The sequence below is a fragment of the Nocardiopsis sp. LDBS0036 genome, from assembly GCF_041228755.1.
Lineage (GTDB): Bacteria > Actinomycetota > Actinomycetes > Streptosporangiales > Streptosporangiaceae > Nocardiopsis > Nocardiopsis dassonvillei.
Genome location: NZ_CP141103.1, coordinates 4,130,893 through 4,154,390 on the forward strand (window position 1 = coordinate 4,130,893; position 23,498 = coordinate 4,154,390).

24 protein-coding genes and 1 tRNA gene are annotated in these 23,498 nt (G+C 73.3%); 16 read left to right on the forward strand and 9 right to left on the reverse strand.

Annotated elements, in window-relative coordinates; genetic code table 11:
* The first annotated feature begins 73 nt into the window (after positions 1-73).
* The 3 genes from UIS43_RS17435 to UIS43_RS17445 all read left to right on the forward strand — a co-directional run bounded on the left by UIS43_RS17435 (position 74) and on the right by UIS43_RS17445 (position 2,555).
* A complete protein-coding gene (locus tag UIS43_RS17435) occupies positions 74-1,255 on the forward strand; it encodes a glycoside hydrolase family 64 protein (protein ID WP_013155752.1) in 1,182 nt (393 codons plus the stop codon).
* Positions 1,256-1,342: 87 nt separating this feature from the next.
* Positions 1,343-2,278: a glycoside hydrolase family 16 protein gene (locus UIS43_RS17440; protein WP_013155753.1), complete on the forward strand. Its 936-nt coding sequence runs from the start codon at positions 1,343-1,345 to the stop codon at positions 2,276-2,278.
* Positions 2,279-2,479: 201 nt separating this feature from the next.
* A tRNA-Arg gene (locus tag UIS43_RS17445) sits at positions 2,480-2,555 on the forward strand.
* A gap of 164 nt (positions 2,556-2,719) precedes the next feature.
* On the opposite strand, the gene UIS43_RS17450 is transcribed toward UIS43_RS17445, so the two are convergent.
* A complete protein-coding gene (locus UIS43_RS17450) occupies positions 2,720-3,292 on the reverse strand; it encodes a DUF4232 domain-containing protein (RefSeq protein ID WP_013155754.1) in 573 nt (190 codons plus the stop codon).
* Positions 3,293-3,719: 427 nt separating this feature from the next.
* Between UIS43_RS17450 and UIS43_RS17455 the strand changes: the two genes are divergently transcribed.
* Positions 3,720-4,976, forward strand: coding sequence for an FAD-binding protein (locus UIS43_RS17455; RefSeq protein WP_370010879.1), 1,257 nt, complete (start codon positions 3,720-3,722; stop codon positions 4,974-4,976).
* Between the two features lie 66 nt (positions 4,977-5,042).
* On the opposite strand, the gene UIS43_RS17460 is transcribed toward UIS43_RS17455, so the two are convergent.
* The 3 genes from UIS43_RS17460 to UIS43_RS17470 all read right to left on the reverse strand — a co-directional run bounded on the left by UIS43_RS17460 (position 5,043) and on the right by UIS43_RS17470 (position 8,825).
* Positions 5,043-6,746, reverse strand: a complete 1,704-nt coding sequence (locus UIS43_RS17460; protein ID WP_013155756.1) for a choice-of-anchor I family protein — start codon at positions 6,744-6,746, stop codon at positions 5,043-5,045.
* A gap of 479 nt (positions 6,747-7,225) precedes the next feature.
* Positions 7,226-7,639, reverse strand: a complete 414-nt coding sequence (locus UIS43_RS17465) for a hypothetical protein (RefSeq protein WP_013155757.1) — start codon at positions 7,637-7,639, stop codon at positions 7,226-7,228.
* A gap of 427 nt (positions 7,640-8,066) precedes the next feature.
* Complete coding sequence (locus UIS43_RS17470; RefSeq protein WP_013155758.1) at positions 8,067-8,825, reverse strand: protein phosphatase 2C domain-containing protein; 759 nt, start codon at positions 8,823-8,825, stop codon at positions 8,067-8,069.
* A 409-nt stretch (positions 8,826-9,234) separates the two neighbouring features.
* On the opposite strand from UIS43_RS17470, the gene UIS43_RS17475 reads away from it, so the two are divergent.
* Complete coding sequence (locus UIS43_RS17475; RefSeq protein ID WP_370010882.1) at positions 9,235-10,779, forward strand: stealth conserved region 3 domain-containing protein; 1,545 nt, start codon at positions 9,235-9,237, stop codon at positions 10,777-10,779.
* Positions 10,780-10,836: 57 nt separating this feature from the next.
* Here UIS43_RS17475 and UIS43_RS17480 read toward each other — a convergent pair whose 3' ends face one another.
* Positions 10,837-11,574, reverse strand: coding sequence for a L,D-transpeptidase family protein (locus tag UIS43_RS17480; RefSeq protein WP_117198224.1), 738 nt, complete (start codon positions 11,572-11,574; stop codon positions 10,837-10,839).
* A gap of 264 nt (positions 11,575-11,838) precedes the next feature.
* The gene (locus tag UIS43_RS17485) at positions 11,839-12,924 is read right to left on the reverse strand and encodes an ACT domain-containing protein (RefSeq protein ID WP_071623082.1); all 1,086 of its coding nucleotides are present in this window, start codon (positions 12,922-12,924) and stop codon (positions 11,839-11,841) included.
* 349 nt (positions 12,925-13,273) lie between these two features.
* Here UIS43_RS17485 and UIS43_RS17490 point away from each other — a divergent pair, with 349 nt between their 5' ends.
* Entirely contained in the window at positions 13,274-13,708 is a 435-nt protein-coding gene (locus UIS43_RS17490; protein ID WP_370010885.1) for a hypothetical protein, read from the forward strand.
* Between the two features lie 18 nt (positions 13,709-13,726).
* Here UIS43_RS17490 and UIS43_RS17495 read toward each other — a convergent pair whose 3' ends face one another.
* Both UIS43_RS17495 and UIS43_RS17500 read right to left on the reverse strand, forming a co-directional pair.
* Positions 13,727-14,284: a hypothetical protein gene (locus tag UIS43_RS17495; protein WP_013155762.1), complete on the reverse strand. Its 558-nt coding sequence runs from the start codon at positions 14,282-14,284 to the stop codon at positions 13,727-13,729.
* Positions 14,275-14,823 carry an RNA polymerase sigma factor gene (locus tag UIS43_RS17500; protein ID WP_013155763.1) on the reverse strand — a complete coding sequence of 183 codons (549 nt, stop codon included), beginning with the start codon at positions 14,821-14,823 and terminating at the stop codon, positions 14,275-14,277. The genes UIS43_RS17495 and UIS43_RS17500 overlap by 10 nt, the downstream gene beginning before the upstream one ends.
* A 209-nt stretch (positions 14,824-15,032) precedes the next feature.
* On the opposite strand from UIS43_RS17500, the gene UIS43_RS17505 reads away from it, so the two are divergent.
* From UIS43_RS17505 to UIS43_RS17550, 10 genes are all read left to right on the forward strand, one after another.
* Positions 15,033-15,224: a hypothetical protein gene (locus tag UIS43_RS17505; RefSeq protein ID WP_370010888.1), complete on the forward strand. Its 192-nt coding sequence runs from the start codon at positions 15,033-15,035 to the stop codon at positions 15,222-15,224.
* Positions 15,225-15,397: 173 nt separating this feature from the next.
* A complete protein-coding gene (locus UIS43_RS17510; protein ID WP_370010890.1) occupies positions 15,398-15,901 on the forward strand; it encodes an Asp23/Gls24 family envelope stress response protein in 504 nt (167 codons plus the stop codon).
* Positions 15,902-15,955: 54 nt separating this feature from the next.
* A complete protein-coding gene (locus UIS43_RS17515) occupies positions 15,956-16,141 on the forward strand; it encodes a hypothetical protein (protein ID WP_013155766.1) in 186 nt (61 codons plus the stop codon).
* Complete coding sequence (locus UIS43_RS17520; protein ID WP_013155767.1) at positions 16,138-16,620, forward strand: Asp23/Gls24 family envelope stress response protein; 483 nt, start codon at positions 16,138-16,140, stop codon at positions 16,618-16,620. Before UIS43_RS17515 ends, UIS43_RS17520 begins: the two co-directional genes overlap by 4 nt.
* A 19-nt stretch (positions 16,621-16,639) precedes the next feature.
* Entirely contained in the window at positions 16,640-17,278 is a 639-nt protein-coding gene (locus UIS43_RS17525; RefSeq protein ID WP_370010893.1) for a DUF6286 domain-containing protein, read from the forward strand.
* Positions 17,279-17,280: 2 nt separating this feature from the next.
* Complete coding sequence (locus UIS43_RS17530; protein WP_358456144.1) at positions 17,281-18,087, forward strand: hypothetical protein; 807 nt, start codon at positions 17,281-17,283, stop codon at positions 18,085-18,087.
* A gap of 483 nt (positions 18,088-18,570) precedes the next feature.
* Positions 18,571-19,371 carry an ABC-2 family transporter protein gene (locus UIS43_RS17535; protein WP_013155770.1) on the forward strand — a complete coding sequence of 267 codons (801 nt, stop codon included), beginning with the start codon at positions 18,571-18,573 and terminating at the stop codon, positions 19,369-19,371.
* Complete coding sequence (locus UIS43_RS17540) at positions 19,364-20,200, forward strand: ABC transporter permease (RefSeq protein WP_013155771.1); 837 nt, start codon at positions 19,364-19,366, stop codon at positions 20,198-20,200. Before UIS43_RS17535 ends, UIS43_RS17540 begins: the two co-directional genes overlap by 8 nt.
* Before the next feature lie 2 nt (positions 20,201-20,202).
* On the forward strand, positions 20,203-21,195 hold the full coding sequence (locus UIS43_RS17545; protein ID WP_013155772.1) for an ATP-binding cassette domain-containing protein: 993 nt from the start codon (positions 20,203-20,205) through the stop codon (positions 21,193-21,195).
* A 144-nt stretch (positions 21,196-21,339) separates the two neighbouring features.
* Positions 21,340-22,248, forward strand: coding sequence for a DMT family transporter (locus UIS43_RS17550; RefSeq protein ID WP_013155773.1), 909 nt, complete (start codon positions 21,340-21,342; stop codon positions 22,246-22,248).
* A gap of 28 nt (positions 22,249-22,276) precedes the next feature.
* On the opposite strand, the gene UIS43_RS17555 is transcribed toward UIS43_RS17550, so the two are convergent.
* A complete protein-coding gene (locus tag UIS43_RS17555; protein WP_013155774.1) occupies positions 22,277-23,491 on the reverse strand; it encodes an ATP-binding protein in 1,215 nt (404 codons plus the stop codon).
* Between the last annotated feature and the right edge of the window lie 7 nt (positions 23,492-23,498).

Consider the following 23,498-nt stretch of genomic DNA (forward strand, 5'->3'; position numbering starts at 1 on the left):
ACGGGTTGACGCGACGCTTCAACGGTCGTCAGATTGGGCGCGTCTTACCAGCCCCTCCAGTGAGGCGACCCCCATGATCGACCGAAGACTGTTCCTCGGCGGCGCATCGCTCGCCACCGTCAGCACCCTGCTCGTCACGACCGGTTGCTCCCGTGCGGAGAGCAACGGCGAACTCACCTCGGGCGGCTCTCAGGCCGGCGCCCTTCCGGTGAGGGTCACCAACGAGACCGGGACCTTCCCCGACAGCGAGATCCGCGCCTACATCGTGGGAACCGACCTGACCACGAACACGCAGTCCTGGGTCGACGCCAGCGGCGTCGCGCACCCGGTCGCGGAGTCCGACAACACCGACGACGGGTTCACCGACTACTCGATCCCGCTGGACTCGGTCAGCGAGCTGTCCCTGCCGTTCATGTCCGGCCGGGTGTACTTCGCCCTCGGCGGCAAGCTCCGGTTCAAGGTCGTCACCGACGGCAACGGCAGGCCCGCGCTCCAGTACCCGGCGGGCTGGGTCGAGTCCGACCCCAGCCACGGGGTGCTCCACGACACCGTGGAGTTCACCCACAACGAGACCGGCATGTACTGCAACACCAGCATGGTGGACCAGTTCAGCGTGCCGCTGGCCATCCGCCTCCAGGGCGAGGCCGACCAGACCACCGGCACGTTCGAGCCGGGCGGCCGCGACGCGGTCTTCGCCACGCTCTCCGCCGACCCCGTCTTCTCGTCGCTCGTGCTGAGCGAGGGAGAACTCGTCATCGCCCCCGGGCACGGGCTGGACGCCGGACTGTTCCCGGCCGACTACTACGACTCCTACATCGACCAGGTCTGGGAGCGCTACAGCACCACCGACCTGCGCGTCACCACCAACGCCGGGACCTTCACCGGCCGCGTGGACGGCTCGGGCAACCTGGTCTTCGACGGCGGCGTGGCCCCGATCCCCAAGCCCTCCACCCGCGACGTCTTCTTCTGCGACGGCGCCCTGGCGGCCCCCAACGACGGCATCACCGGTCCGGTGGCCGCGATCCTGGGCGCGGCGTTCAACCGCTCGACGCTGCTGGACACCGCCGAGCACCCGGTCACCGACCCCGCGGCGTTCTACAACCACGAGACCACCAACCGCTACGCGGCGGTCTTCCACGAGAACACCGTGGACGGCAAGGCCTACGGCTTCGCCTTCGACGACGTGTCGAATTTCGCCTCCTACGTCCAGGACCACGCGCCGGTGTCCCTCGACGTGACACTGACCGCGTTCTAGCGCCTCCCGGGCCGGGCCCTCCAGGACCGGAGGCCCCGGCCCAGCCCCTGCTCCCGGCTGTTCCTCCCCGAAACCGAGGTGTTCCCCGTGCCCACCCGCATCCGCCCCGGCCGCATCGCCCTGGCCTGCGCCGTCGCACTCCCCCTGACCGCCTGCGCGGCGGGCTCCCCCGTCGAGGTCGAGACCGTCGCCGACCAGACCTCCGCGTCGTGCGGCCTGTTCTTCGACGACTTCGACTACACCGGCCCCGACGACCCGGCCCTGCGCGGCCAGGGCTGGAACGTCCGCAGCTGGCCCGGCGGCCCCGGCGTGCCCGGCGCGTCCTGGGACGCCGACAACATCTCCTTCGCCGAGGAGAGCGGCGACTCCCTGCTGCGCCTGACCTCGACCACGGACGGCACCCCGGCGGGTACCAGCCAGGCCGAGCTGACCTTCGGCGAGGAGAAGTTCCACGAGGGGACCTACGCCGCCAAGGTCAAGTTCTCCGACGCCCCGGTCTCCGGCCAGGACGGCGACACCGTGCTCCAGACCTTCTACACGATCACGCCCCTGGCCTACGACAACGATCCCGCCTACAGCGAGCTCGACTTCGAGTACCTGCCCAACTCGGGCTGGGGCGCCCCGGCGGAGGCCATGTACCTGACCTCGTACCACACCTACCAGCGCGACCCCTGGGTCGCGGACAACACCAGCGACGTGGTGAACCGCTCCTTCGACGGATGGCGCGACCTGGTGGTCCAGGTGACGGACGGCGTGGTCCGCTACTACGTGGACACGCACCTGGTGGCCGAGCACAGCGGGAAGTACTACCCCTCGTCGCCGATGTCGATCAACTTCAACCAGTGGTTCGTGGACATGAGCGGCCACACCGGCGGCCCGAGCACCTACGTGCAGGACGTGGACTGGGTGTACCACCAGCAGGGCGAGTCCGTGGCGCCCGAGGAGGTCAACCGGCGCGTGGGCGCGCAGCGCGACGCCGGTGTCTCCCGCGTCGACGGGGTCGCCCTCGGCGGAACCTGCTGACGCCCCGGCCCTCCCTCCCGGACGGCGGCTCCGACAACGCGCGAGCGCGTCGGGGCCGCCGTCCCGCCGTTCCGGGCCGCCCGGCGGACGGGGACCGGCATGACCGGTCGCACACTCACAAAACGGTTCGAGGCCCTCTGACACCGTGATAGAGTCAAAGACGTCGCCAGGGAGACCGGGCGACACACAACTGAACAACCTGCACTCGTAGCTCAATGGATAGAGCATCTGACTACGGATCAGAAGGTTGGGGGTTCGAGTCCTCCCGAGTGCGCCACCTTGAGACAGTGGAGAAACCGCCGGACCCGCACACCACACGGGCCCGGCGGTTTCTTCTGTGCTGCCCGGGGTCGAGGGGCGGGATCCTCGTCGGAGGCCTTCGTTCCAGGTGTCCTACCCGGAGCGGCCCGGCCGCCGGGACCGGGCCGCCGCCGGGCCGGGTCAGGCCGGGGTGATCTCGGAGACCGTCGACGCGCCCATGTCCGGGTTGGCGCAGACGCGGTCGTTTCCACCCGTGGGCACGTAGGCGGCGCCCTCGTCGTTCTGGAGGAACAGGTGGGCCCCGGCCACCTCGGTGGGGCTGCACTCCTCGGGGTCGTAGACCTCCGGGTTGGGGCGGGACACGGTCACCGTGGCCGCGTCACCCGGGTACAGCGCGAAGACGCCGCCGCCCTGGCCCTCGACCTGCGCGTCGGCCCCGATCCGGTTGCCCTCGGAGTCGCCCCAGTACATGTTCGCGGCGGAGGGGTACATGGTGCACGCCACGTCGTCCTGGGGGTCGAGCGGTTCCTGCTTGACCAGCTCGAACTCGACGTGGACGGTACCGGCCGCGCCCTCGCGCGCGGTCTCGGAGATCTCGAAGTCCGCCGCGGTGCAGTCGCGGACGCTCATGGTCCCCGCACTGGAGTCGGCGTCCTCCGCGACCGCGGGCGCGGACGCGAGCAGGAGGGCGGGCAGCGACACCGCGCCCAGGGCCGCGACTCGGACCGAACCCGTGCGAAATGCGCTCGTCATGGCGAACATCCCCCTCATTGCGTGTTCCGTCTGTCGACGTCGATCCATGCTCGACTACGGGTGGTACGACGTCGGTTCCCCCTGTGTCGTTCTCTCCCGAAAGCGATTTAAACAACGTTTACCTATGTCATGCCGACAGACGGCGTCGAGGCACCCCGGCGCACCGGGGCCTCGAACCCCCGCCGGGAGGCCCGGAACGCCGCCAGGCGGCCCGGGGGCTGGCACAGCCCGGGTTCGCGCCGACCCGCGCGACTTCCCGACGACGCGCCCCGACGGCCAACGGCGCGGAAGGCCCGAAGACCCATGGCGCGGTCCCCCGGGCGAACCGGGCGAAGGGCCGCCCGGCTATCCTCCGGAAGGCCGCCTGCCGTGGCGGCGCCCGGGAACCGGAGACCGTACACCGCCCGCCCCCACCCACGGAGCGCCCATGTCAGCACCGAACGCGCGGACCACCAACTGGGCGGGCAACGTGACCTTCGGCAGCCCGCGGGTCCACCGGCCCCGGACACTGGACGAACTGCGCCGCGTCGTCCGCGACAGCCCGCGGATCCGCGCCCTGGGCAGCGGCCACTCCTTCAACCTCGTCGCCGACTCCGACGCCGACCTGGTGCGCCTGGACGGACTGCCCGCGGAGGCGGAGATCGACCCCGAGGGGCGGACCGTCACCGTCACCGCCGGCACCCGCTACGCCGAACTGGTCACCGCGCTGCACGGGCGGGGGTTCGCGCTGGCGAACCTGGCGTCGCTGCCGCACATCTCGGTCGCGGGCTCGTGCGCGACCGGCACCCACGGCTCCGGGGACGGCCAGCGCTGCCTGTCCGCCGCCGTGCGCGCGGTGCAGCTCCTGGGCCCCGACGGCGACCTGGGCTGGCTGAGCCGCGACGCGGACCCGGAGGTCCTCCCCGGCGCGGTGGTCGCGCTGGGCGCGCTCGGCGTCGTCACCCGGCTCTCCCTGGAGATCGAACCGGCGTTCACGATGACCCAGCGGGTCCGCGTCGGGGTGGCCCTGGACGAGGTGGCCGACCACGTCGACGACGTGTTCGGCGCGGCCTACAGCGTCAGCCTGTTCACCGACTGGCTCGGGGAGGGCTCCGTGTGGCTCAAGCAGCGGACCGACCGCCCCGAGGGCGCCTGGAGGGGCGGTCGGCCCGCGTCCGGGCCGGTGCACCCCGTCCCGGGGATGCCTCCGGAGCCCAGCACGGAGCAGATGGGGGTCGTCGGCCCCTGGCACGAGCGGCTCCCGCACTTCCGTCCCGAGCTGGAGCCGAGCGCGGGCAGGGAGTTGCAGTCCGAGTTCTACGTGCCGCGCGAGGCCGCGGGCGCCGCGTTCACCGCCCTTCGCGGGATCGGGCACCTGCTCGCCCCGGCGCTGTACGTCGCGGAGGTGCGCACGGTGCGCGCGGACGACCTGTGGCTGAGCCCCGCCCACGGCCGGGACTGCGTCACCTTCCACTTCACGTGGCTGCCGGACCCGCGGGCCGTGGCCCCGGTCCTGGCGGCCGTGGAGGAGCGCCTCCTGCCGCTGGGCGCCCGCCCCCACTGGGGCAAGCTCACCGCGATGGACCCGGCCGACATCACCGCCCGGTACGAGCGCGCGGCGGACTTCGAACGCCTCACACGCGCGCTCGACCCGGGCGGGAAGTTCCGCAACGCCTTCACCGACGCGCTCTTCCCCCGCGGGTGAGACCGGGCCCGCGGCGGCGGTCCGCCTCGCCGGGCCCCGACGAGGCGGCCCGGCGGCGGAGCGCGGTCAGGCCGGGTCGACCCGGTACAGGGTGGTCGTTCCGGACACCTCGTTGGCCACGGCCAGCATCGGCACGCCCCGGATCGGCGAGTCCGAGGCGCTGATGAAGGCCAGGCCCTCCGCGCCGAGGTCGCCCGCCTCGCCAGTGCCGGGCTCGGCGGTGAAGTCGCGGTTGTTGAGGTACTGCACGAAGGACGCCTCGCGGGGGTCGGTGACGTCGTAGACCATCACGCCGCTCACCCGCTCCAGGCCCACGAACGCGTAGGTGCGGCCCGCCACCTCGCCGAGCACGACCCCCTCGGGCTCGGGGCCCTTGTCGTCGCTGCGGTTGTCGAAGGCGTTCTCCGCGTGGTTGGAGTTGAAGAACTCCGGATCGGCCTCGGCGGTGATCCGCTCGAAGTCCGACCCGGAGTCGAAGAGCAGCTCGCCCTCGGTGGTGAAGATCGAGAACGAGCGCCCGCCGAACGCGTACACGTCCTCGTAGCAGCTGCCGTCCTCGCGCAGACCCTCGGCGGCGGTGACCGTGAGCCTGCCCATGTTGGCCTCGTCGAGCAGTTCCCCGGTGCTGTCGACGCCCAGGTCGTTGTCGGCCAGGAACTCCCGCAGGCGCGGGGAGTCCTCGCACAGCGGGGTCTCCTCGGCCAGGTCGCCCAGGCGCGTCTCCTCGGAGTAGCCGTCCCAGTCGCGGGTGTCGCCCTCGTTCGCGGTGACCATCAGGGTCTGGCCGCGCCAGCGGTAGGTGTCGAACCCGTCGGGCTGGTACATGCCGTACACCGGCCAGTTGGCGAGGCGGATGCCGTCGTCCCGGTTCGACACGTCCAGCTCGTTGCCGGGCTCCATGTGGTCCTTGAGGCCCAGGGGCACGATGTCGGTGAACTCGGCGGTGCGCAGGTCCAGCAGCGCGACGGCGTTGGCCTCCTGGAGCACCACCTGGGCGCTGTAGGCGGTGTCCGCGGAGATGTACTCCGGTTCCAGGTTGCGCGCCACCCGGCCCGGGGTGCCCGGTTCGCCGGTGGACAGGTCCGGCCCGAACACCCGCACCCCCGAGGGCAGCTCCCGCTCCCCGTCCCAGGCACGGAAGTCGGCGGTGCGCACGTCGTCCTGGGTGAGGGCGGCGGGCCTGCGGTTCACGCGGATGACGCTCACCGAGCCCTCGGGGTCGACCGAGTAGTCGTCGCTGGGCTCCCCCTCGTTGGCCACCAGCAGCAGCCTGCCCTCGGGCGTGAAGGCGGCCATGTCCGGCAGGGCGCCGACCCGGACCGCGTTGAGCGCGGTGCCGTCGGTGTCGTAGAAGACCACCCAGCCGTCGTCGGTGCGGTCGGGTGCCTCCACCGCCACGGCCACGGTGTCGCCGTGGACCGCCACGGAGTTGGCGACCGCGCCCTCCGGCACCACCGAGCCGTCGGCCGCCCCGACCCCGGGCGTGCGCAGGTCGAACAGCTTGGCGGGGGCCGCGGGGTCGGAGACGTCGAGCACCTCCACGGTGGCGGCCAGGGCGTTGACCACGTACAGGCGCTGGGTGCGCGGGTCGTGGGCGACGATCTCCGCCGCCGCCTCGTCGAAGGAGCCGGTGCGGTAGCTGCCCAGTGCGGACAGTTCGACGCCGCCGCGCCCGCCCTCGCGGGGCTCCTGCCGCTCCGCGTGTGCGGGGGCCGCCGTACCGGTGAGGGCGACGGCGAGGGACACCGCGACCGCCGTGGTCTTGCGCATACGTGCTTCCTGAGGGCTCCGGGGGAATGGGCGCGGTCACGCCCGCGCCGAAGCCAACCAGGGGCGGACGAGATCGGGCTGAACGCCCGGTGGCGCGGGAGTGAAGGCGGGTGGCGACCGGTCCGAGGCGGCGGGGCCCGACGGGAGGGGGCCGCAGGCTTCGGACACGGGCGACCCGTGGCCGGACGGAGAACCGGGCGCTCGCGTGCCAGCGCCGTGACGGCGGCCGTCCTCCGGAGACCCTATCGGCCGCGGGAATGTGCTTGACGCCGTCCTACCTGTGGAAATTCCGCGCGCATGATGCCAAATCGGCGCATTGGCACACCGGCGCATCGGAGAAATCCGCGAAAAAAGCCGCGGGCACGTGTCCGAACGGCACGGGAAAAGGGTGCGGCGCGGGTTCGACGGGTGTCGGGCCCCGGAGGCGGCGGATGCGGCGGGGACGCCGGGAAAAGCCGGGAGGGAAAGTCCCGGAGAACTCAGTGACCGGCCGACCGGAGCCTGTGCCAGGCGGTCGTCCAGCGCTGGCGCTCGGCGGCGTCCTCACCGGCGCAGGCGGTCACGAAGGCCATCAGGAACACGTACCGGGGCAGCTGGGTCCCCTCCAGGACGTCGCGGAAGGTGGTCGCCCGTACCGCTCCCCCGCACAGGTACTCCAGCTCCAGGTAGGACCAGTCGCCCGCCCAGACGAGGTAGCGGCGCATGACCAGCAGGAACTCCGCAGGCGTCTCGGCGTCCAGGGGGTTGGGCCGACCCTCGTAGCCGTCCAGGGCGCGGACGGTCGGGTGGCGCTCGACGGCGGAGCTGGGAGTCGTGAGGACCCGGTCGAGCCAGCTGGTGCGACCGAGGGACCGGTTCGGTCCGGTGGGTTCGAGGACGCCCGTGGTGGTCACACCTTCTCCTTTTCACCGGTCGAAATCGACGTCGCGGGGGTTCTCTCGTACGCGTCGCGCCTGTTCGGCGCACACGTGAGCAGGGGGGTGGAGAGAACGACGAAGGCCGGATACCAGCTGTTGTGGGGAGAACTCCGGCGCTTCGGTTACGGAGAAACCTACCGGATGAACACGGAACGCGAAAGCGCCTGGCGGCACGGTTTCGGAGAGGCGTTGGTCTCCCTCGTGTGTGACGTCGCCGCCACCGCTTCCACTGCTGTGTGCTTTTACCGCAAAGGACAACAAAGGACATCTGGAACACCGAGCAAAACGTCCCCCATGACGGTAGTGCCCGAAACGCGACCACCTGGGACGTCAGGAGGGAAGCCCCCGGGTTCACCAGATTAACTTGTCCGAATAGGCAATTTAAGGGTGACCGTAACCAGGGTCACGGTGTCCACGCCAGCACTGTGGCGTCGTCGCTCCCCTTGCCGCGCGGATGACGGAGCCGGTCGGGGTCGGCGGCCTCCAGTCCGCGCACCCGGTCCAGCAGGGCGCGCGGTCCCCTGTCCGAAACCAGGGCGAAGGCCCGGTCCCAATCCAGGTCCCCGAAGAGGTCCACCACCCGGCTCGCCCCGTCGGTCATGGCGGTGAAGCGCCCGAGGGGCAGGGTTCCGGTCAGCGCCTCCTCGGCCGCCCGGGGGTGCGCCCCCGCCGTCCAGAAACCCCCGGGAACGTTGCGGTACGCGCGGATGGCGTTCCAGGGGCTCCCCCGACGGGCCAGGTCGCCCCTGAGGTCGTCCAGACGGGTGTCGGTGAGCACGCGCACCCCGCCCCCGCCCTCCACCAGCAGCACGGAGTCGGACAGCACCAGGTACTCCAGCGCGTCGGAGCCCGCCCTGACCGCCACGACCGTGGCGGACGGGCTCTCCTGGTTGGCCAGGTCGCAGGTGTGCGCGTGCAGGGCGGAGGCCGTCGCGATCGCCTCGGCCAGGGCCTCGCGCAGGGGGAGTCCCGTGTCGGCCCCGGCCAGCAGCAGCGCGCCGAGCCGCCGGGTGTACCAGGCCACCCCGTGGGAGCAGCCCGTCTCCACGTCCCGCGGCGCGCTCGCCCCGTCCAGGAGGACCGCGCTGGTCGCTGTCGCCGCGGCGAAGTCCTCGTTGGGTCGGCCGGGGTCACCCGGCTCCGTGGCGACGTGGAAGGGCACTCCCGGACCTCCCGTTCATGGACGGCGCGTCTGTCGTGGGCACCGCGGCCCCGCCCCGGAGACACGATGACCGCTCCTTACCCCAGGAAGTTACACCTATGGAAAGCACATCTTTCGGGTAGGTGAACGATTCAGTACTTTTCTTGAGACGGCCGACATCGCACGGCCCGACTCCGGCAAGGACGCGAGCAGGAGAAGCACCCCCCGCGACGAAAGCGGGGACCCGCACCCGCAAGGACCAGAACAGGAACCAGAAGATGACAACGGGATGGATCACCCCATGTGGAATATTCCCTACTATTTTCGGAGAGCCAGGCGAATACTCAGGAGAATGGTTCCGGTCCCGGTCAGGAAGGTGCTCTTCCTTCCCGTCTCATGGAGGCACCGGAGGAGGGACCCGGAACTCACCGTGTCGACCTACCGGCACGAACCCGTCCTCGCACGGCGCTGGTCCGGTCTCTTCGACACCGAGGACTTCGTCGCCCGGCAGACGAACCGCTTCGCCGACCTCCTGCGTGAACGGGGGATCGACTACTTCTTCTCCCGGTCCAACGGCGTGTACCACCGTTCGGTCGCCGTGTCCGAGGAGGACAGGGCCGAGGTCCTGTCGGTCCTCGCCTCCCGCTACAGCCTCCACGGCTCGTACGTGAGGACTCCGGTCGGGTACCGGCCCCTGTCCCCGCTCCGGCTGCGCCGGCTCCGCCGCGCCCCGGTGATCCGGCTCGGGGAGCACGTCGTCGGCGACCGGGGCCCCGCGGTCGTCGGCCCCGCCCACGGCTTCACCGTGGAGTTCTGGCAGGAGGGCGAGCGGTTCCTCGCCTCCCCCGACCACGAGGAGAGGCTCGACCGGCTCCGGGTCGTGGCCCCCGAACACGTCCTGCGGGAGTCGCTCATCGCGCCGCAGCCCAACCCGGTGAGCGAGGTGATCCCCGGAAAGGCCCGGAAGACCGCCGAGGTCAGGGTCGGGGACCGGACCCATCCGACTCTGGACGCCTTCACCTGGGAACTCGCCACCGACCTCACCTTCGCGATCGACGCCGTCTACACCTGGGTCGACGGGGCCGACGAGGCCTGGCGCGCCAGGCGCGACGCCCACCTCGGGGCGAACGCCCCGGCCAACCCGCACTCCGCCTCCGACTCCCGCTACACCAGCCGGGACGAACTCCTCTACTCCCTGCGCTCGCTGGAGATGTTCGCCCCCTTCGTACGCAACGTCTACATCGTCACCGACGGCCAGACGCCACCGTGGCTGGACACCGGCCATCCGCGGGTACGGGTGGTGGACCACACCGAGATCTTCGCTGACCCGTCGGTTCTCCCGGTGTTCAACTCACACGCCATCGAGTCGCAGCTGCACCACATCGAGGGCCTGGCCGAGCACTACCTGTACCTCAACGACGACGTGTTCTTCGGTCGGCCCGTGTCCCCCTCCCTCTTCTTCCACCCCAACGGGCTCGTGAAGCTGAACCCCTCCCCCTACCGCTTCGGCCTGGGCGAGGTCAGCGAGGAGGACCAGCCCGTGGACGCCGCCGCCAAGCGCAACGGCGCGCTGCTGGAGAAGCACTTCGGCAAGGTGCCCGTGTCCAAGTTCAAGCACACGCCCATCCCGCAGCGCCGGTCGGTGGTCGAGGAACTGGAGGAGAGGTTCCCCGAGATCTTCACGCGGACGGCGGCGTCGCGGTTCCGGCACCCGGACGACCACTCCGTGCCGTCGTCCCTGCACCACTACTACGCGCTGTTCACGGGCAGGGCGGTGATGGGCGGCCTGCGTTACACCTACCTCAACCTGGCCGACCTGGACGCGGTGCGGTACCGGACCGAGTCCCTGCTGGCCCAGCGCGACTTCGACGCCTTCTGCGTGAACGACACCACGGAACCGGGCGAGGAGGCCGAGAGGCACGTCGACGGGTTCCTCGGCGACTACTTCCCCTTCAGGAGCAGTTTCGAGACATGAGGGGTCGCGACGAGATGGGGACGGGGCGGCCCGGCCGCGACCGGGCCGCCCCCGGGGTCAGCGCACCAGGACGGTGGTGTGCACGTCGATGTTGCCGCTCTCCCAGAGCCAGTCCATCGCGGCCAGGCTCACCCGGGCGCACCCGTGGGAGGCGGGCTGGGCCGGGACGACCGGGTACCCGTGCACGGCGATGCCGCCGTTGAAGTACTTCGGTCTGTACAGCGCACCGTAGGGACCGGGGTCCCAGGCGTCGACCTCGCGGAAGACGGTGTAGGTGCCGGTCGGGGTGGTGGCGATCCGCTCGGTGCCGTCCGAGGACTCGTAGGGCTGACCGGATCCGGTGGAGGTGTTGAGGACGCGCTCCACCTCGCCGCCGGAGACCACCAGCAACAGCTGCCGGTCCAGGTCGATCTCCAGCAGGTCGCCGGAGGTGCTCTGGGCCTCGGGGAGCACGCCCTCGGCGAGGGCGGCGCGGGTGGCGGGGCCCACGACGCCGTCGCGGGCGATCCCGGCGGCCTTCTGGAGCGCCACGACGGCCTGCTCGGTGTGGAAGCCGAACTGGCCGTCCACGCCGTCGATCCAGTAGCCCAGTTCGGCGAGGCGCTCCTGGACGGCGCTCACCCCGGCTCCGGAGCTGCCCTGGCGCAGTTCCGGTCCGGTGCTGACCGAGGTCGGTGCGGCGTGCGCGGCCGGGGCCGCCACGGCGGCGCCCAGGATCAGGGCGAACGCCGCCGCCACGGCCAGGAGGAGGGTGTGCTTCGGGTGCGGTGTCAGGAGGAATCGGGGGGTTGCCATACGTCCTCCTTACCCACCCGGCGCGCGGTTCTCCCCGCCCCGCGGAACCTGTGGACAACTCTCGTCTCCGTGTGCGGGCGGACGTGCGCGGACGCGCTGGCGGTTTCTCGGGCCGCGCGCCCGGCGCGACGACACGCGGACGCCGACGGTGGGCCGCCGCCGAACCCGAGGCCCCCGGCACCGGTCGTCACGGGCGCCTCCCACCACGCGCTCGGCGCGCGGGGTCCGGGGCGCGTCCCGGACCCGGGACGCGCCCGACCGGGTTCAGCGCCTCCCGGGTCCCGGGCCGTGCGAACGCGCGTGCAGGGACGAGGCGACGTGGGCCAGGGCCCGGCACCGGGCGAACTCCACGGCGGTGAAGGGGATGACCTCCCGGCGGACGGTCAGGACGCCGCCGTCGGGTGCCGGAAGGGTCATCACCGTGCCGGACAGGTCCTCGCGGACCGTTCCGGCGGGCGGTTCGGCGGTGTGCTCCACGGCCCGCGCCGAGGCCAGGGAGAGCAGCGAGCGCTCCAGCGTGGTCGCCCCGGTGACCAGGGCGCTGACCAGGGCGAGCGTGCGGCTGGTGGTGTCGCTGAGCTCGTGGACGTCGGCGCGGCGCACGGCGGCCTCGCGTCCGCCCGCCTCCCGTACGGCGGTGTACAGGTCGCCCTCTCCCACGTGCGCGGGAGCGCTGACGAAGAACTCGTCCACGGCGTCCGGCCCCGCCGGGTGCACCTGCATGAGCCGGATGTCGATCCCGAGGGCGGCGAACCGCGCGGTGAGCGCGGCCAGGCCGCCGGGCACGTCGGCGACCGTCGCGCGGACGCTCCACAGCAGGTCGTCGGACGGGGCGCGCACCGGTTCCCCACCCGCCGGGGAACCGGCCGACGCCGGGGCTCCCTCCCCGGTCGAGGGGGCGCTTCGGAAGGATCCGCCGCCGGCCGACCCGGCGTTCCCGGGCGACTCAGCGTTCCCGGGCAGCCCGGCGCTCCCGGGCAGCGCCGTGTCCTCGGATGTCCCGGTGCCACGGGACGCACCGTCGCCGCCGGTCAGCCCGCCGTTCGCGTACGGGCCGGTACCCGTGGGCGGCCCGGCGCTCCCGGACGCGTTCACCGCTCCGGAGCCCCTGGGCGGCCGGGGAGCGGACGCGGCCTTGTGGCGGCGCCACCGGTGGACCGCGGAGACCGCGAGCAGCAGCAGTCCCACGGTGATCAGGACGCGGACGCCCGCGTCGCTGTGCCCGAGGGAGAGCACCACCAGGTGCGCCGCACCGGCGGCGAGGAGCAGGGTGCCCAGGTCGAGTGCCTCGCGGCCGAAGAAGCCGTGGCGGTGGTCGTCGGTTCCGTGCTGTCCTTCGGAAACGTCCATGGGACCGAAGATCCCAGGGCGACGTTGCGCCCGTTCGCCCCCACGTGAAGGACCGGTAACGACGGAGGGTGACTCTGGCCACTCCGACGGTACGCGCACGTCCCCGAAGCGGTCGCGCCCGGAGGCGGACGGCTCCCGGCGGGGACCGGGAAACGGCTGCCGCACCGGCCTTCCCGCGACCGCGACGCTCTCAGAAAGCCCGCCCGAGCAGCAGGGACGTCGGCCGTCCCGGCTTCGCGCACACGGAATGTGCCGTGCCGCACAGCGCTTCTACCGTGAGGTGGAACGGCACCGGTGTGTCCTCCCCATGACGACATCCTCCCGTTGGACGCCTTCCGTCCACAGACGCATGGAGCACACGGAACACATGAAGCGCGACGTGACCAGGACCGAACCGCAGAACAGGGCCCGCGGTCCGCACCCGCGAACGACGAGCGGCTCCGAGGCGCCGGTGCGCACACTGCGCGCCCGGCCCCCGCTGCCCCTCCTGGTCACCGGGGCCGTCGCCTCCCTGGTGGCCCTCCTGGCGACCGCCGAGATCACCGCCACCCTGGTGGGCAGTCCGCTGCACCACCACGCGTGGATCTGGTTCGACACCCACGGCCACGACCAGCTCTGGGCGACCCCCGAGACGATGCTCGCGTCCGCGCTGCTCATGTCCATGGGACTGACCGTCGTCGTGCTCGCGCTCGTTCCCGCGCGCGGCGACTGGCTGGCGCTGTGCGACGACGGGGTCCGGCCCGCCGACGGCGTGCCCGGCCTGCGCCGCGAGGCGGAGGAGTAGGCGCCGACGGCTCCGCCCTCACCGTCCCGGGGCAGGATCGTCCAGGTCGACGACATCGATGTCCAGGCGGGCGACGGGCAGGCCGAGCCGCTGTTCGGCCAGGGAGCGCATGGCGCGTCGGGCGGCGTCGGCGGCGTCCGGGATGGGGAAGCCGACGGCGACCCGCGCCGTGGCCCGGACGGAGAGGCCCTCGCGGGTCTGCTCGACGCGGCAGCGGCCGACCACGACCCCTGGAACGGACTCGACGGAGGTCCGGAGCATGGCCGCCACGGCCGACTCCCTGACCTCGGTGCCGCCGGGGCCGGAGCCGCTCAGGACGATCGTCCCCTCCGAGCGGCGCTCGGCGCGCACCACGCGCATGACGTCCGTGAGCAGCCCGGGAGGTGCGGTGACCTCCTCCTCGTCGTCCCGGCGCACCGCTTCGACGAGTGGACGCAGCTCACCCGCCTCCGCCCGGCAGTGCTCGCAGGAGGACTCGTGCTCGGTGAGCCGACCGGCCAGCAGGTCCCTCAGGAGTGCGTCCACCGAGGTCCCGCAGGGCAGTCGGTCGTGGTCGTCGGACGGGTCTACCGCCATGGCTCAAGCGCCTCCACGAGATGGGTACGCGCGCGGTGAATACGTCCACGCACAGCGGTCGGGGTCGTGTCGACGATCTCCGCTATCTCTTCATAGCCCAATCCTTCCATTTCGCGCAGAACCCAGCAGATCCGCTGCGGGGGCGGCAACCCCGACAGCGCTTCGAGCAGCGCCTCGCGCAGGTCGCCCGCGAGCGTCTCCCCCGCCGGTCCGGGTTCCCTCGCCTCCAACCGTTCGTCGTCCTCCACCGGTTCCACCGGCCTGCGGGCCCGCAGCATGTTCAGGGCGCGCCGTCCCACGATGCGGTTGAGCCAGGCGGGGAAGCTCTGCGGGTCGGCGAGTTCGGGAAGCCTGCGCCACGCGGTGATCAGGGCCTCCTGGGCCGCGTCGCGCGCGTCGGCGGGATCGCGCAGCACACGCAGGGCGATCCGGTAGACGGTGTCCTGGTGCCGACGGACGAGGTCCTCGAACGCCCTGTCGTCCCCGTCCTGGGCGCGCTCCACGAGCACGCTCTCCGGAAGTGCGGTTTCCCTGTGCATCGTCGCCGCGGCCACCCCTCCCCGTACACGAGCACAGAGAAACTACCCCAGGTTCGTGCCGAACACGGCAGCCCCGCACCCGTGCCTCCCCCACACTAGTAGTGACACAGGTCACACGATGATGGCCGTGAGCCGACGGCCCTTCCCCGTGTCCTCCCCTGTGACGGCGCCACGACGGGTGACGCCGAGCGAGCGAGGAGAGCACCGCCATGGGAGAGATCAGGTTCGGCCTCAGGAGGACGGCCGCCAGGCGCGCCGCCGAGAGGGCCGCACTGGCCGGGCCCCCGCCCCTGGCCCGCGCACCCGGCGCCGCGCCGGAGCACGCCCGGACCGGCGGCCGGGACGTGGTGGTGGACGCGGCGGCCCGTTTCACGGCCTCCTCGCGCGACCACGGGCGATAGAGGCCACGACACCGCCGCAGGAGGAGTCGGCGGCGCCGCTCGGGGAAGACCGACAGTCCAGCTCAGAGCGGCCCCGACGGCCCCGTCCGAAGGACCGGCGGACGGACCCGCCCACGGCGGGACGCCCGTTTCCGCCCCTGACCGAACACCCGACAACGCAAGGAGAACCGACCATGGCCGCGAAGAGCGCCCAGAGCAGTGAACTCGTCCCCGCCGAGCTGCGCGAGGCGGGCAGCACGAGCAGCGTCCCCGTGCGCGCCCAGCACTCCCACGAGCTGAACACCGACACCGGGCGCACCTCGATCGCCGACCACGTGGTCGCCAAGATCGCCGGTATGGCCGCCCGGGAGGTCCGGGGCGTCCACCACATGGGCGGCGGGGCCGGGCGCGCCTTCGACGCCGTCCGCGAGCGCATCCCCGGTTCCACCTCCACCAGCACCGCGGCGCGCGGCGTGGCCGTGGAGGTCGGCGAGCGCCAGGCCGCGGTGGACATCAACCTCGTCGTCGAGTACGGCGTCTCGATCCCCGACCTGGCGGCCGTCGTGCGGCGCAACGTCATCTCCGGTGTGGAGCGGATGACCGGCCTGGAGGTCACGGAGGTCAACGTGACCGTGGACGACATCCACCTGCCGGACGAGGAGGAGAGCCGTTCCGCCGCCGAGCCGAGGGTCAGGTGACGGCGGAGCGGACAGCGGCACACCGGCAGACACGACGTGAGGGAGTGAGGACCCATGTGGTCGATCGTCGGACTCGCCTTCGGGGCGGTCCTCGGCCTCGCCGCCGCCTTCGGGGGCTTCGGGGCCTTCCTCCTGGTCCTGCTCCTGGGAGCCGCGGGCTTCCTGGCGGGGAGGGCCTACGAGGGCGAGGTCGACTTCGCCGAGCTGTTCACGCGCCGTGAGCGCGGTGGTCGCCTGTGAGCGCCGCCGAGGCCTCCCCGGGGAGCCGCGGACCGGCCCCCGGGGAGGACGCCGCGGGGAGCGGGGCGTCGGTGGAGGCCGCCGGAGCACCCGGCGCGCGTGCGCGGTCCGGCGCCGAGCCGGACCGGCACGCGCCCCGGGTGCCGCCCGAGGAGCGCGGCACCACGGTCGTGTCCGACCGGGCGGTCCGCCGCCTGGCGTGCGCGGCAGCCGCCGAGCACCGGTCCACCCGTCCCCTGGGCGACCGGCTGGGCGGGCTGGTGGGTGAGGGCCACAAGGCCCGCGCCGAGGTGCGCCGGGGCGGCTCCCGCGTGGGGCTGCGCCTGGAGATCGCCGTCGCCTACCCCTCCCCGCTCGCCCGCACCGCCGAGGAGGTCCGCGCGCACGTGGCCGCCACGGTGGAGAACCTGACCGGGCTGACCGTCCACAGCACCGACATCGAGATCGTCGAACTCGTACCCGCGCCGCGGGTGCGCTGAGCCATCGGAGGAAGCGGAGATGACTTCCCTCCAGGAGGAGGCGCGGACCCACGAGGCGTCCGCGGACCCGGGCGGCCCCCCGCCCGGGGGTCGGCGCGGGGACCGCGGGGCCCGGCGGACCGCGGTGAGGGTCTTCCGGCCCCGGCGGACGCTGCCCGCCGTCGTGGTCGCCACCTCGGTGGCGGTGGTCTCCGGGCTGGTGCTCGCCGTGATCACCGCGAGCATCGTCGGCGCGCCCGCGCCGTTCCCCGCGGTGGACGGCATGGCCGCCCGCGCCGCCACGGTCCCGTGGGAGGCGCCCGAGACCATGCTGGCCTCGGGTGTCGCCGCCACCCTGGGCCTGACGCTGCTGACCGCGGCGTCGCTGCCCGGGTACGGCGGCCACCTGGTCCTGCGCACCGACGACCGCGACATGGCCGTGGGCCTGTCCCGGCGGGCGCTGCGCGACCTCCTCGCCGTCTCGGCGCGCGGGGTGGACGGTGTCCGCGGCGCCCGGGTTCGGGTGGGCCGCCGCACGGTGCGGGTGCGGGCGCGCACGCACATACGCGGCGCCCACTGGCTGAGGCGGGACGTGGACGCGGCCGTGCGCCGGAGGCTGGAGGAACTCGTTCCGGTCCGCACTCCGGGGGTCCGCGTCCGGGTGCGGGAGGAGGCGTGAGCATGGACGGACAGCGATCCGCACCGGAGCCGGACCCGTCCGGCACCGACACGGGCGGCACGGGCGCGGGCAGCGCCGAAACGGGCAGGACGAGCGCGGGCGGGACCGCCCCGGGCACGACCGACAAGGGCGCGGCGGTCTCCGACACGACCGGCACCGGTACGACACGCGCCGACGCGCCCCGCCGGGACTCTCCGACCCGGTCCACGATCCGGGGCTTCCCCCACCGCCGCAGCAGGAGGACCGCGCGGGGCAACCGGCTCGGGCTGTTCCTCACGGGCCTGGTGCTCCTGGTCGGCGGCGCGGCCGGACTCGCCGTCGGCGGCGGCCTGTTCGGCGACGGCCCCGCCGCCGCCACGCTGACCGGCCTCGAACCGGTGGCACGGGCCCTGGCCTGGCCCTGGACACCCCATGCCGCGGCGGCGGTCGCACTGGTGCTCACCGTGCTGGCCGTGCGCTGGCTCCTGGTCCAGGGCCGCGCCCACCGCCCGCGCAGGCTGCTCGTGGGCGCGGACACGGCGGCGGGGCGGACCGAGGTGTCGCCGTCCGCCGCCGGGAACGCCCTGGTCGCCCAGCTCAGCGCGCACCCGCGCGTGGTCCGTGGCAGGGCGAGGTTCACCGGGTCCGCTCGGGAGCCGCGCCTGTGGCTCGACCTGGTGCTGACCGAGGACGCCGATCCCGTGGAGGTGTGGCACGCCTGCCGGGACGAGGGGGTCGGCTCCCTGCGCGAGTCCCTGGAACTGGAGCGGCTGCCCACCGTCGTGCGCATGTCGGCCTCGGGGCGCAGCGGGGGCAGAGACCTCGCCTGACCCCGTCCGCCCCACTGGGGGAACGGAAGCCGGGCCCCGCCTGGCCCGTACGCCCCGCTGGACACACGTGGGTGAGGACCCCGCCCGTCCCGCACCCCGCTGAGGGGAGGCGGGCGCGGACACCTCACCCGCCCCGCACCCCCGCCGAGGGGGCGGGAGCGAGAACCCCGCCTGGTCCGTGCGTCCCCGTTGAGGGGAGGGGGCGTGACCGGGCGGGCGACGGAGGCGGCGCGGTCCGCCGGTACAAGGGGAGACACCGGCGTGACCCCGCCTCCGTCATCACATGCGCGTTCCGCGCGCCCGGCCCGCGCCGCGATCGGGACCGGCGGCGGCCCCGCGTGTGCTATCTTCGCCACTCGCGGCGACCCGGACCTGAGCCCCGTGCGTCAGGGACGTGCCGGACCCCCGTGTCTCCCCCGGCCCCCGGTGTCGAGACCGGTAGTTCACCACCTGCACGTCTCGACACACCAGGAGTCCACGCCCGTGCGCGTCTACTTCGCGGTGTACGCCCGAGGGCTGCACCGCTACTCCACCTACCGCGCGGCCACGATCGCCGGGATCCTCACCAACTCCGTCTTCGGCACGATCAACGCCACCGTCATGCTCGCCCTGTTCGCGGCGCGCCCCGAGATCAACGGCTACGACGCCGGGGACGCCGTCACCCAGGTGTTCGTCAGCCAGGGCCTGATCGGCATGGTCGCCATCATGGGCCCGCCCCTGGAGCTGGGTGAGCGGGTGCGCTCGGGCGCCGTGGGCACCGACCTGCTGCGGCCGGTCTCCCTCCAGGGCTGGTGGCTGGCCGAGGACCTCGGCCGGGCCACGTTCAACCTGGTCTTCCGCGGGGTGCCCACGTTCGCGGTGGGGATGGTGCTGTTCGACCTGGACCTGCCCGGCGACCCGCTCCGCTGGGCCGCCGTCCTGCTGTCCGCCGTACTGGCCACGCTGGTCTCGTTCGGGCTGCGCTACCTGTACGAACTGGCCGGGTTCTGGCTCCTGGACTCCAGCGGGATCTGGGCGGTGGCCGGGCTGCTCGGCCCGGTGGCCGCCGGGATGCTACTGCCGCTCACCCTGTTCCCCCCGGCGCTGGCCGACACCCTGCGGCTGCTGCCGTGGGCGTCGATGGTCCAGATCCCCGCCGAGATCATGCTCGGCAAGGACACCCTGCCGGGCGGCGCCGTGCTCGGCGGGCTGGCCCTCCAGGCGTGGTGGGCCGCCGCTCTGTTCGGCCTGGGCGCGTGGCTCACCGCCCGCGCGACCCGCAGGGTGGTGGTCCAGGGTGGCTGACCTGATCTCCCGCGCCCGCGGGTCCGTGGCCTGGCCGCTGCGCGCCTACCTGCTGCTGGCCTGGACCTGGTGCCGGGCCCTGGCCCAGTACCCGACCTCGCTGGTGCTGATGACCCTGGCGACCTCGGTGGGGGTGTTCGCCGAGATCGGCGCCGTCCTCGTCGTGTTCGGCCACGCCGGACGGCTGGCGGGGTTCGACCTCGCCGAGGGGCTGCTCATCGCCGGACTGGCCGCGACCGCCTTCGCCTGGGCGGACATGATCCTGGGCAACGTCGAGCGGCTGGGGGAGCACATCCGCACCGGATCGCTCGACGTGATGCTGGTGCGCCCGGTGCCGCCGCTGGTGCAGATGGCGACGGACCGGTTCGCGCCGCGCCGCCTGGGCCGGATCGTTCCGGGCTCGGTCGTGGTCGTCTTCGCCCTGGCCGCGTGCGACATCGACTGGACCCCCGGCAGGGTGCTGATGCTGCCCGTGCTGCTGACCTCGGGGACCGCGATCTGCTGCGCGGTCTGGGTCATCGGGGCGTGCCTCCAGTTCCTCGTCGCCGACGCCCGGGAGGCGGCCAACTCGGTCACCTACGGCGGGCAGGCCCTCACCGAGTACCCGCTGGCCATCTACGGCCGCGACCTCGTGCGGGCGGTGACCTTCGTGCTGCCGCTCGCCTTCGTCACCTGGCAGCCCGTCCTGTACCTGCTCGACCGCCCCGACCCGACGGGGCTGCCGGACGCCCTGCGCCACGCCACACCCCTCGTCGCCGTCGTCCTGTGCCTGGTCGCCGCCGCCTGCTGGCGCTTCGGGCTGCGCCACTACCGATCCTCCGGGAGCTGAGCATGACCTCCGTCCGCGAGTCCGACGCGTCCGCCGCCGAACCGATCATCGAGGCCGTCGGCCTGGGCCGCGACTTCGTCCTGTCCGAGGGGCCGTTCCTGCGGCGCAGGCGGCGCACCGTCAGCGCCGTGCGCGACGTGAACCTCACCGTGCGGCCCGGCGAGATCGTCGGTTACCTGGGCCCCAACGGCGCCGGGAAGAGCAGCACCATGAAGATGCTCACCGGCATCCTCACCCCCTCCTCCGGACACCTGCGGGTGACCGGCCTGGAGCCCTCCCGCCAGCGGACGAGGCTGGCGGGCCGGATCGGCGTGGTGTTCGGCCAGCGCACCACCCTGTGGTGGGACCTGCCGCTGCGGGACAGCCTGGAGCTGACCCGGCACATGTACCGCGTTCCGGCCGCCGACCACGCCCGCCGCCTGGCCGAGATGACCGAACTCCTCGAACTCGGGCCGTTCCTGGCCACCCCGGTGCGCCAGCTCAGCCTGGGCCAGCGCATGCGCGGCGACCTCACCGCGGCGTTGCTGCACGGCCCCCGGCTGCTGGTGTTGGATGAGCCGACCATCGGTTTGGACGTGGTCAGCAAGTCGAGCATCCGCGAGTTCCTGCTGCGGCTCAACGCCGAGGAGGGCACGACCATCCTGCTGACCACGCACGACCTGGGCGACGTGGAGCGCCTGTGCGAGCGGGTGGTGGTCATCGACCGGGGGAGCCTGGCCTACGACGGTGATCTGGACGGGCTGCGCGCGAGCGTGCCGGCGCCGCGCGTGCTGGTCGTGGACCTGGCCGAGCCCGCCCCGGACATCGAGGTGGAGGGCGGCCGGTGCGTGCGCGTGGACGGCCCGCGCCAGTGGCTGGAACTGTCGGAGAACCCGGCGGCGGTGATCGCCCGCGTCGCCCAGCGGCACGAGGTGGTCGACCTGACCCTGCGCGAGCCCGACATCGAGGGCGTGGTGGCCGCGCTGTACCGGGGGTCGGCCGTCGGCGGCGTCTGAGGGGTCGGCCGGAGGCGCCGCCGGCGCGCCCCTGCGCGAACCGCTTCTCCGCCGGGGTCCCCGTTCGGTCGGAAAACCCGTGCTGACCGGGGTTTCCCGGCCCCCGCGGCGAACCTGGCCCGGGACGGCGGGATCATCGCTGTCATGGAAACAGGCGTGGTGTCGGGGATCGTGTTCGCGCTGCTCTCGTGTGCGGCCTACACGGCCGCCGCGGTGGCCCAGCGCAGGTTGGCGGTACGGGTGGCAGGGCCGCTCACCGGCGGTGGGCAGCTCGCGGCCCTGCTGCGGCACCCGCTGTGGTGGCTCTCGCTGCTGTTCAACGGGGGCCGGGCCGGTTTCCAGGTGGCGGCGGTGAGCAACGCGCCGCTGACCGTGGTGCAGCCGCTGGGCGTGCTGGTGCTGGTGTTCGGCATCCCGTGGTCGGCCCGGCTGGGCGGGCGGCGGGTCACCCGCGAGGAGTGGCGGGGCGCGGCGTTCACCTCTCTGGCACTGGGCGTGCTGCTGGTGGTGACGGTGACCGGCGGTCAGGGCGGTGTCCTCGACGACACCGGCTCGGTGGTGGTCGGCGGCGGTACGACCGCGCTCCTGCTGGCGACCGCGTGGGCGGCGGGACGGGTCCGTTCGGCGGCCTGGCGAAGCTACCTGCTGGCGGGCGCGGCGGGTGTGGCCTTCGGTGTCTCCTCGGCCACGGTCAAGACGGCGGTGGCGGTCATCGGGGAGACCGGCGCGGTCGGGCTGGTGCACGCGTCCTCGCTGGCCACTCCCGTGATCGCGGTGCTCGGGCTGTTCCTGGCCCAGGCCGCCTACCAGGGCATGGAGCTGGGCGCCCCGCTGGGGATCACCACCTTCGCCAACCCCGTCTCCGCCACGGTGGTGGGCGTGGCCTTCATGGGCGAGACCTACGCGGGCGGGTGGATCGGCGGCGCGGTCGCGGTGGTGTGCGCCCTGTTGGCGGCGTACGGGATCCGGCTGCTCACGGTTCCGCAGGGTCCGGCCCCCGCGCCGGAGCCGGAGGGGCGGCGGGAGTCCGAAAGCGTGACCGGGGAGCACTGATCGATCGGCGGACCCGGCGGACCGGGGCTCAGCCCCCGGCGGCCGGGAACCCGACCGTCACCACCAGTCCCCCGCCCGGGCGCGCGCGGGCCTCGGCCCGCGCGCCGTGGGCGGAGGCGATCGAGCGGACGATGGCCAGGCCCAGGCCGCTGCCGGGCCGCGCGGTGCGCAACCGGGCGTCGCCGCCCCGGTGGAAGGGCTCGAACAGGCTCTCGGGGTCGGTGACGTTCCCGCCCGTGTTGGCCACCCTCAGCACGGTGCGACCGGCCGCCGTGCGCACCCGCGCCTCGACCCACCCGCCCGGGACGTTGTAGCGGACCGCGTTGTCCACCAGGTTGCGCACGAGGTGCTCCAGCAGGACCGGATCCCCCTCCACCTCCGCGGCCGCGAGGTCGGTCCGCAGGTCGACCCCGGCCTCCCGCGCGTCGCGTTCGAGCAGCGCCGATGCGTTCTCCGCCGCCCCGGCCAGGTCCACGGGCTCGGTGCGGGCGAGGCCGCGGTCGGAGCGGGCGAGCAGGAGCAGCCCCGCGATGAGGAGTTCGCTGCGGTCCACCGAGTCCAGCACGCGGGTGAACGCGGGCCTGAGGTCCTCGGGGACCCGGCCCTGCGACAGCGGTACCTCCACGGCGGCCTTCTGGACCGCCAGCGGGGTGCGCAGCTCGTGTGAGGCGTTGGCGACGAACCGCCGCTGCGCGTCGAAGGCCCGCTCCAGCCGGGAGAGCATCCCGTCGAAGGTGTCGCCGAGCTCCCGGAACTCGTCGTCGGGACCGGTCAGCGCCAGCCTGCTGTGCAGGTCGCGCTCGGAGATGCGGCGGGCCGTCTCGGTGACCGCGTGCAGCCTGCGCATCGGCCTGCCCGCGATCAGCCACCCGGCCAGGGCCGCCAGGGCGGCGACGGCCACCAGCACGGCGACCGACGTGGTCAGCAGGTCGGAGAGCACACCGTCCTGGTAGTCGACCAGCGGACTCGTCGGCCCGGACGCCCTCTCCACCTCATCGAACGGCCCCGCCGACTCCACGAGCTCGGCGGGCCCGACGGCGATGGAGGGCTCCCCTCCGTCCCCCGAGGCGACGATGGTCGCGGCCAGGTCGACGCCCCGGGCCTCCAGACTGGCGGAGACCATCGCGTAGTTGGCCCCGAGCAGCACCGCCCCGCCCGCGGCGAAGACGGCGGTGTAGACCAGGGTCAGCCTGGCGCGCAGGGTGAGCCCGGCCCTGGCCCCGCCGCCCCTCCCCCTCCCCATGGACCGC

Bases quoted from the DNA above. Each gene is read 5' to 3' on its own strand.
- UIS43_RS17485 (WP_071623082.1), bottom strand. From the start codon at position 12,924: ATGGACGTTTCCGAAGGACAGCACGGAACCGACGACCACCGCCACGGC.
- UIS43_RS17450 (WP_013155754.1), bottom strand. From the start codon at position 3,292: ATGACGAGCGCATTTCGCACGGGTTCGGTCCGAGTCGCGGCCCTGGGC.
- UIS43_RS17510 (WP_370010890.1), top strand. From the start codon at position 15,398: ATGGCCGCGAAGAGCGCCCAGAGCAGTGAACTCGTCCCCGCCGAGCTG.
- UIS43_RS17505 (WP_370010888.1), top strand. From the start codon at position 15,033: ATGGGAGAGATCAGGTTCGGCCTCAGGAGGACGGCCGCCAGGCGCGCC.
- UIS43_RS17495 (WP_013155762.1), bottom strand. From the start codon at position 14,284: ATGGCGGTAGACCCGTCCGACGACCACGACCGACTGCCCTGCGGGACC.
- UIS43_RS17525 (WP_370010893.1), top strand. From the start codon at position 16,640: ATGACTTCCCTCCAGGAGGAGGCGCGGACCCACGAGGCGTCCGCGGAC.
- UIS43_RS17435 (WP_013155752.1), top strand. From the start codon at position 74: ATGATCGACCGAAGACTGTTCCTCGGCGGCGCATCGCTCGCCACCGTC.
- UIS43_RS17550 (WP_013155773.1), top strand. From the start codon at position 21,340: ATGGAAACAGGCGTGGTGTCGGGGATCGTGTTCGCGCTGCTCTCGTGT.
- UIS43_RS17460 (WP_013155756.1), bottom strand. From the start codon at position 6,746: ATGCGCAAGACCACGGCGGTCGCGGTGTCCCTCGCCGTCGCCCTCACC.
- UIS43_RS17490 (WP_370010885.1), top strand. From the start codon at position 13,274: ATGGAGCACACGGAACACATGAAGCGCGACGTGACCAGGACCGAACCG.
- UIS43_RS17480 (WP_117198224.1), bottom strand. From the start codon at position 11,574: ATGGCAACCCCCCGATTCCTCCTGACACCGCACCCGAAGCACACCCTC.
- UIS43_RS17530 (WP_358456144.1), top strand. From the start codon at position 17,281: ATGGACGGACAGCGATCCGCACCGGAGCCGGACCCGTCCGGCACCGAC.
- UIS43_RS17545 (WP_013155772.1), top strand. From the start codon at position 20,203: ATGACCTCCGTCCGCGAGTCCGACGCGTCCGCCGCCGAACCGATCATC.
- UIS43_RS17555 (WP_013155774.1), bottom strand. From the start codon at position 23,491: ATGGGGAGGGGGAGGGGCGGCGGGGCCAGGGCCGGGCTCACCCTGCGC.
- UIS43_RS17500 (WP_013155763.1), bottom strand. From the start codon at position 14,823: ATGCACAGGGAAACCGCACTTCCGGAGAGCGTGCTCGTGGAGCGCGCC.
- UIS43_RS17455 (WP_370010879.1), top strand. From the start codon at position 3,720: ATGTCAGCACCGAACGCGCGGACCACCAACTGGGCGGGCAACGTGACC.
- UIS43_RS17515 (WP_013155766.1), top strand. From the start codon at position 15,956: ATGTGGTCGATCGTCGGACTCGCCTTCGGGGCGGTCCTCGGCCTCGCC.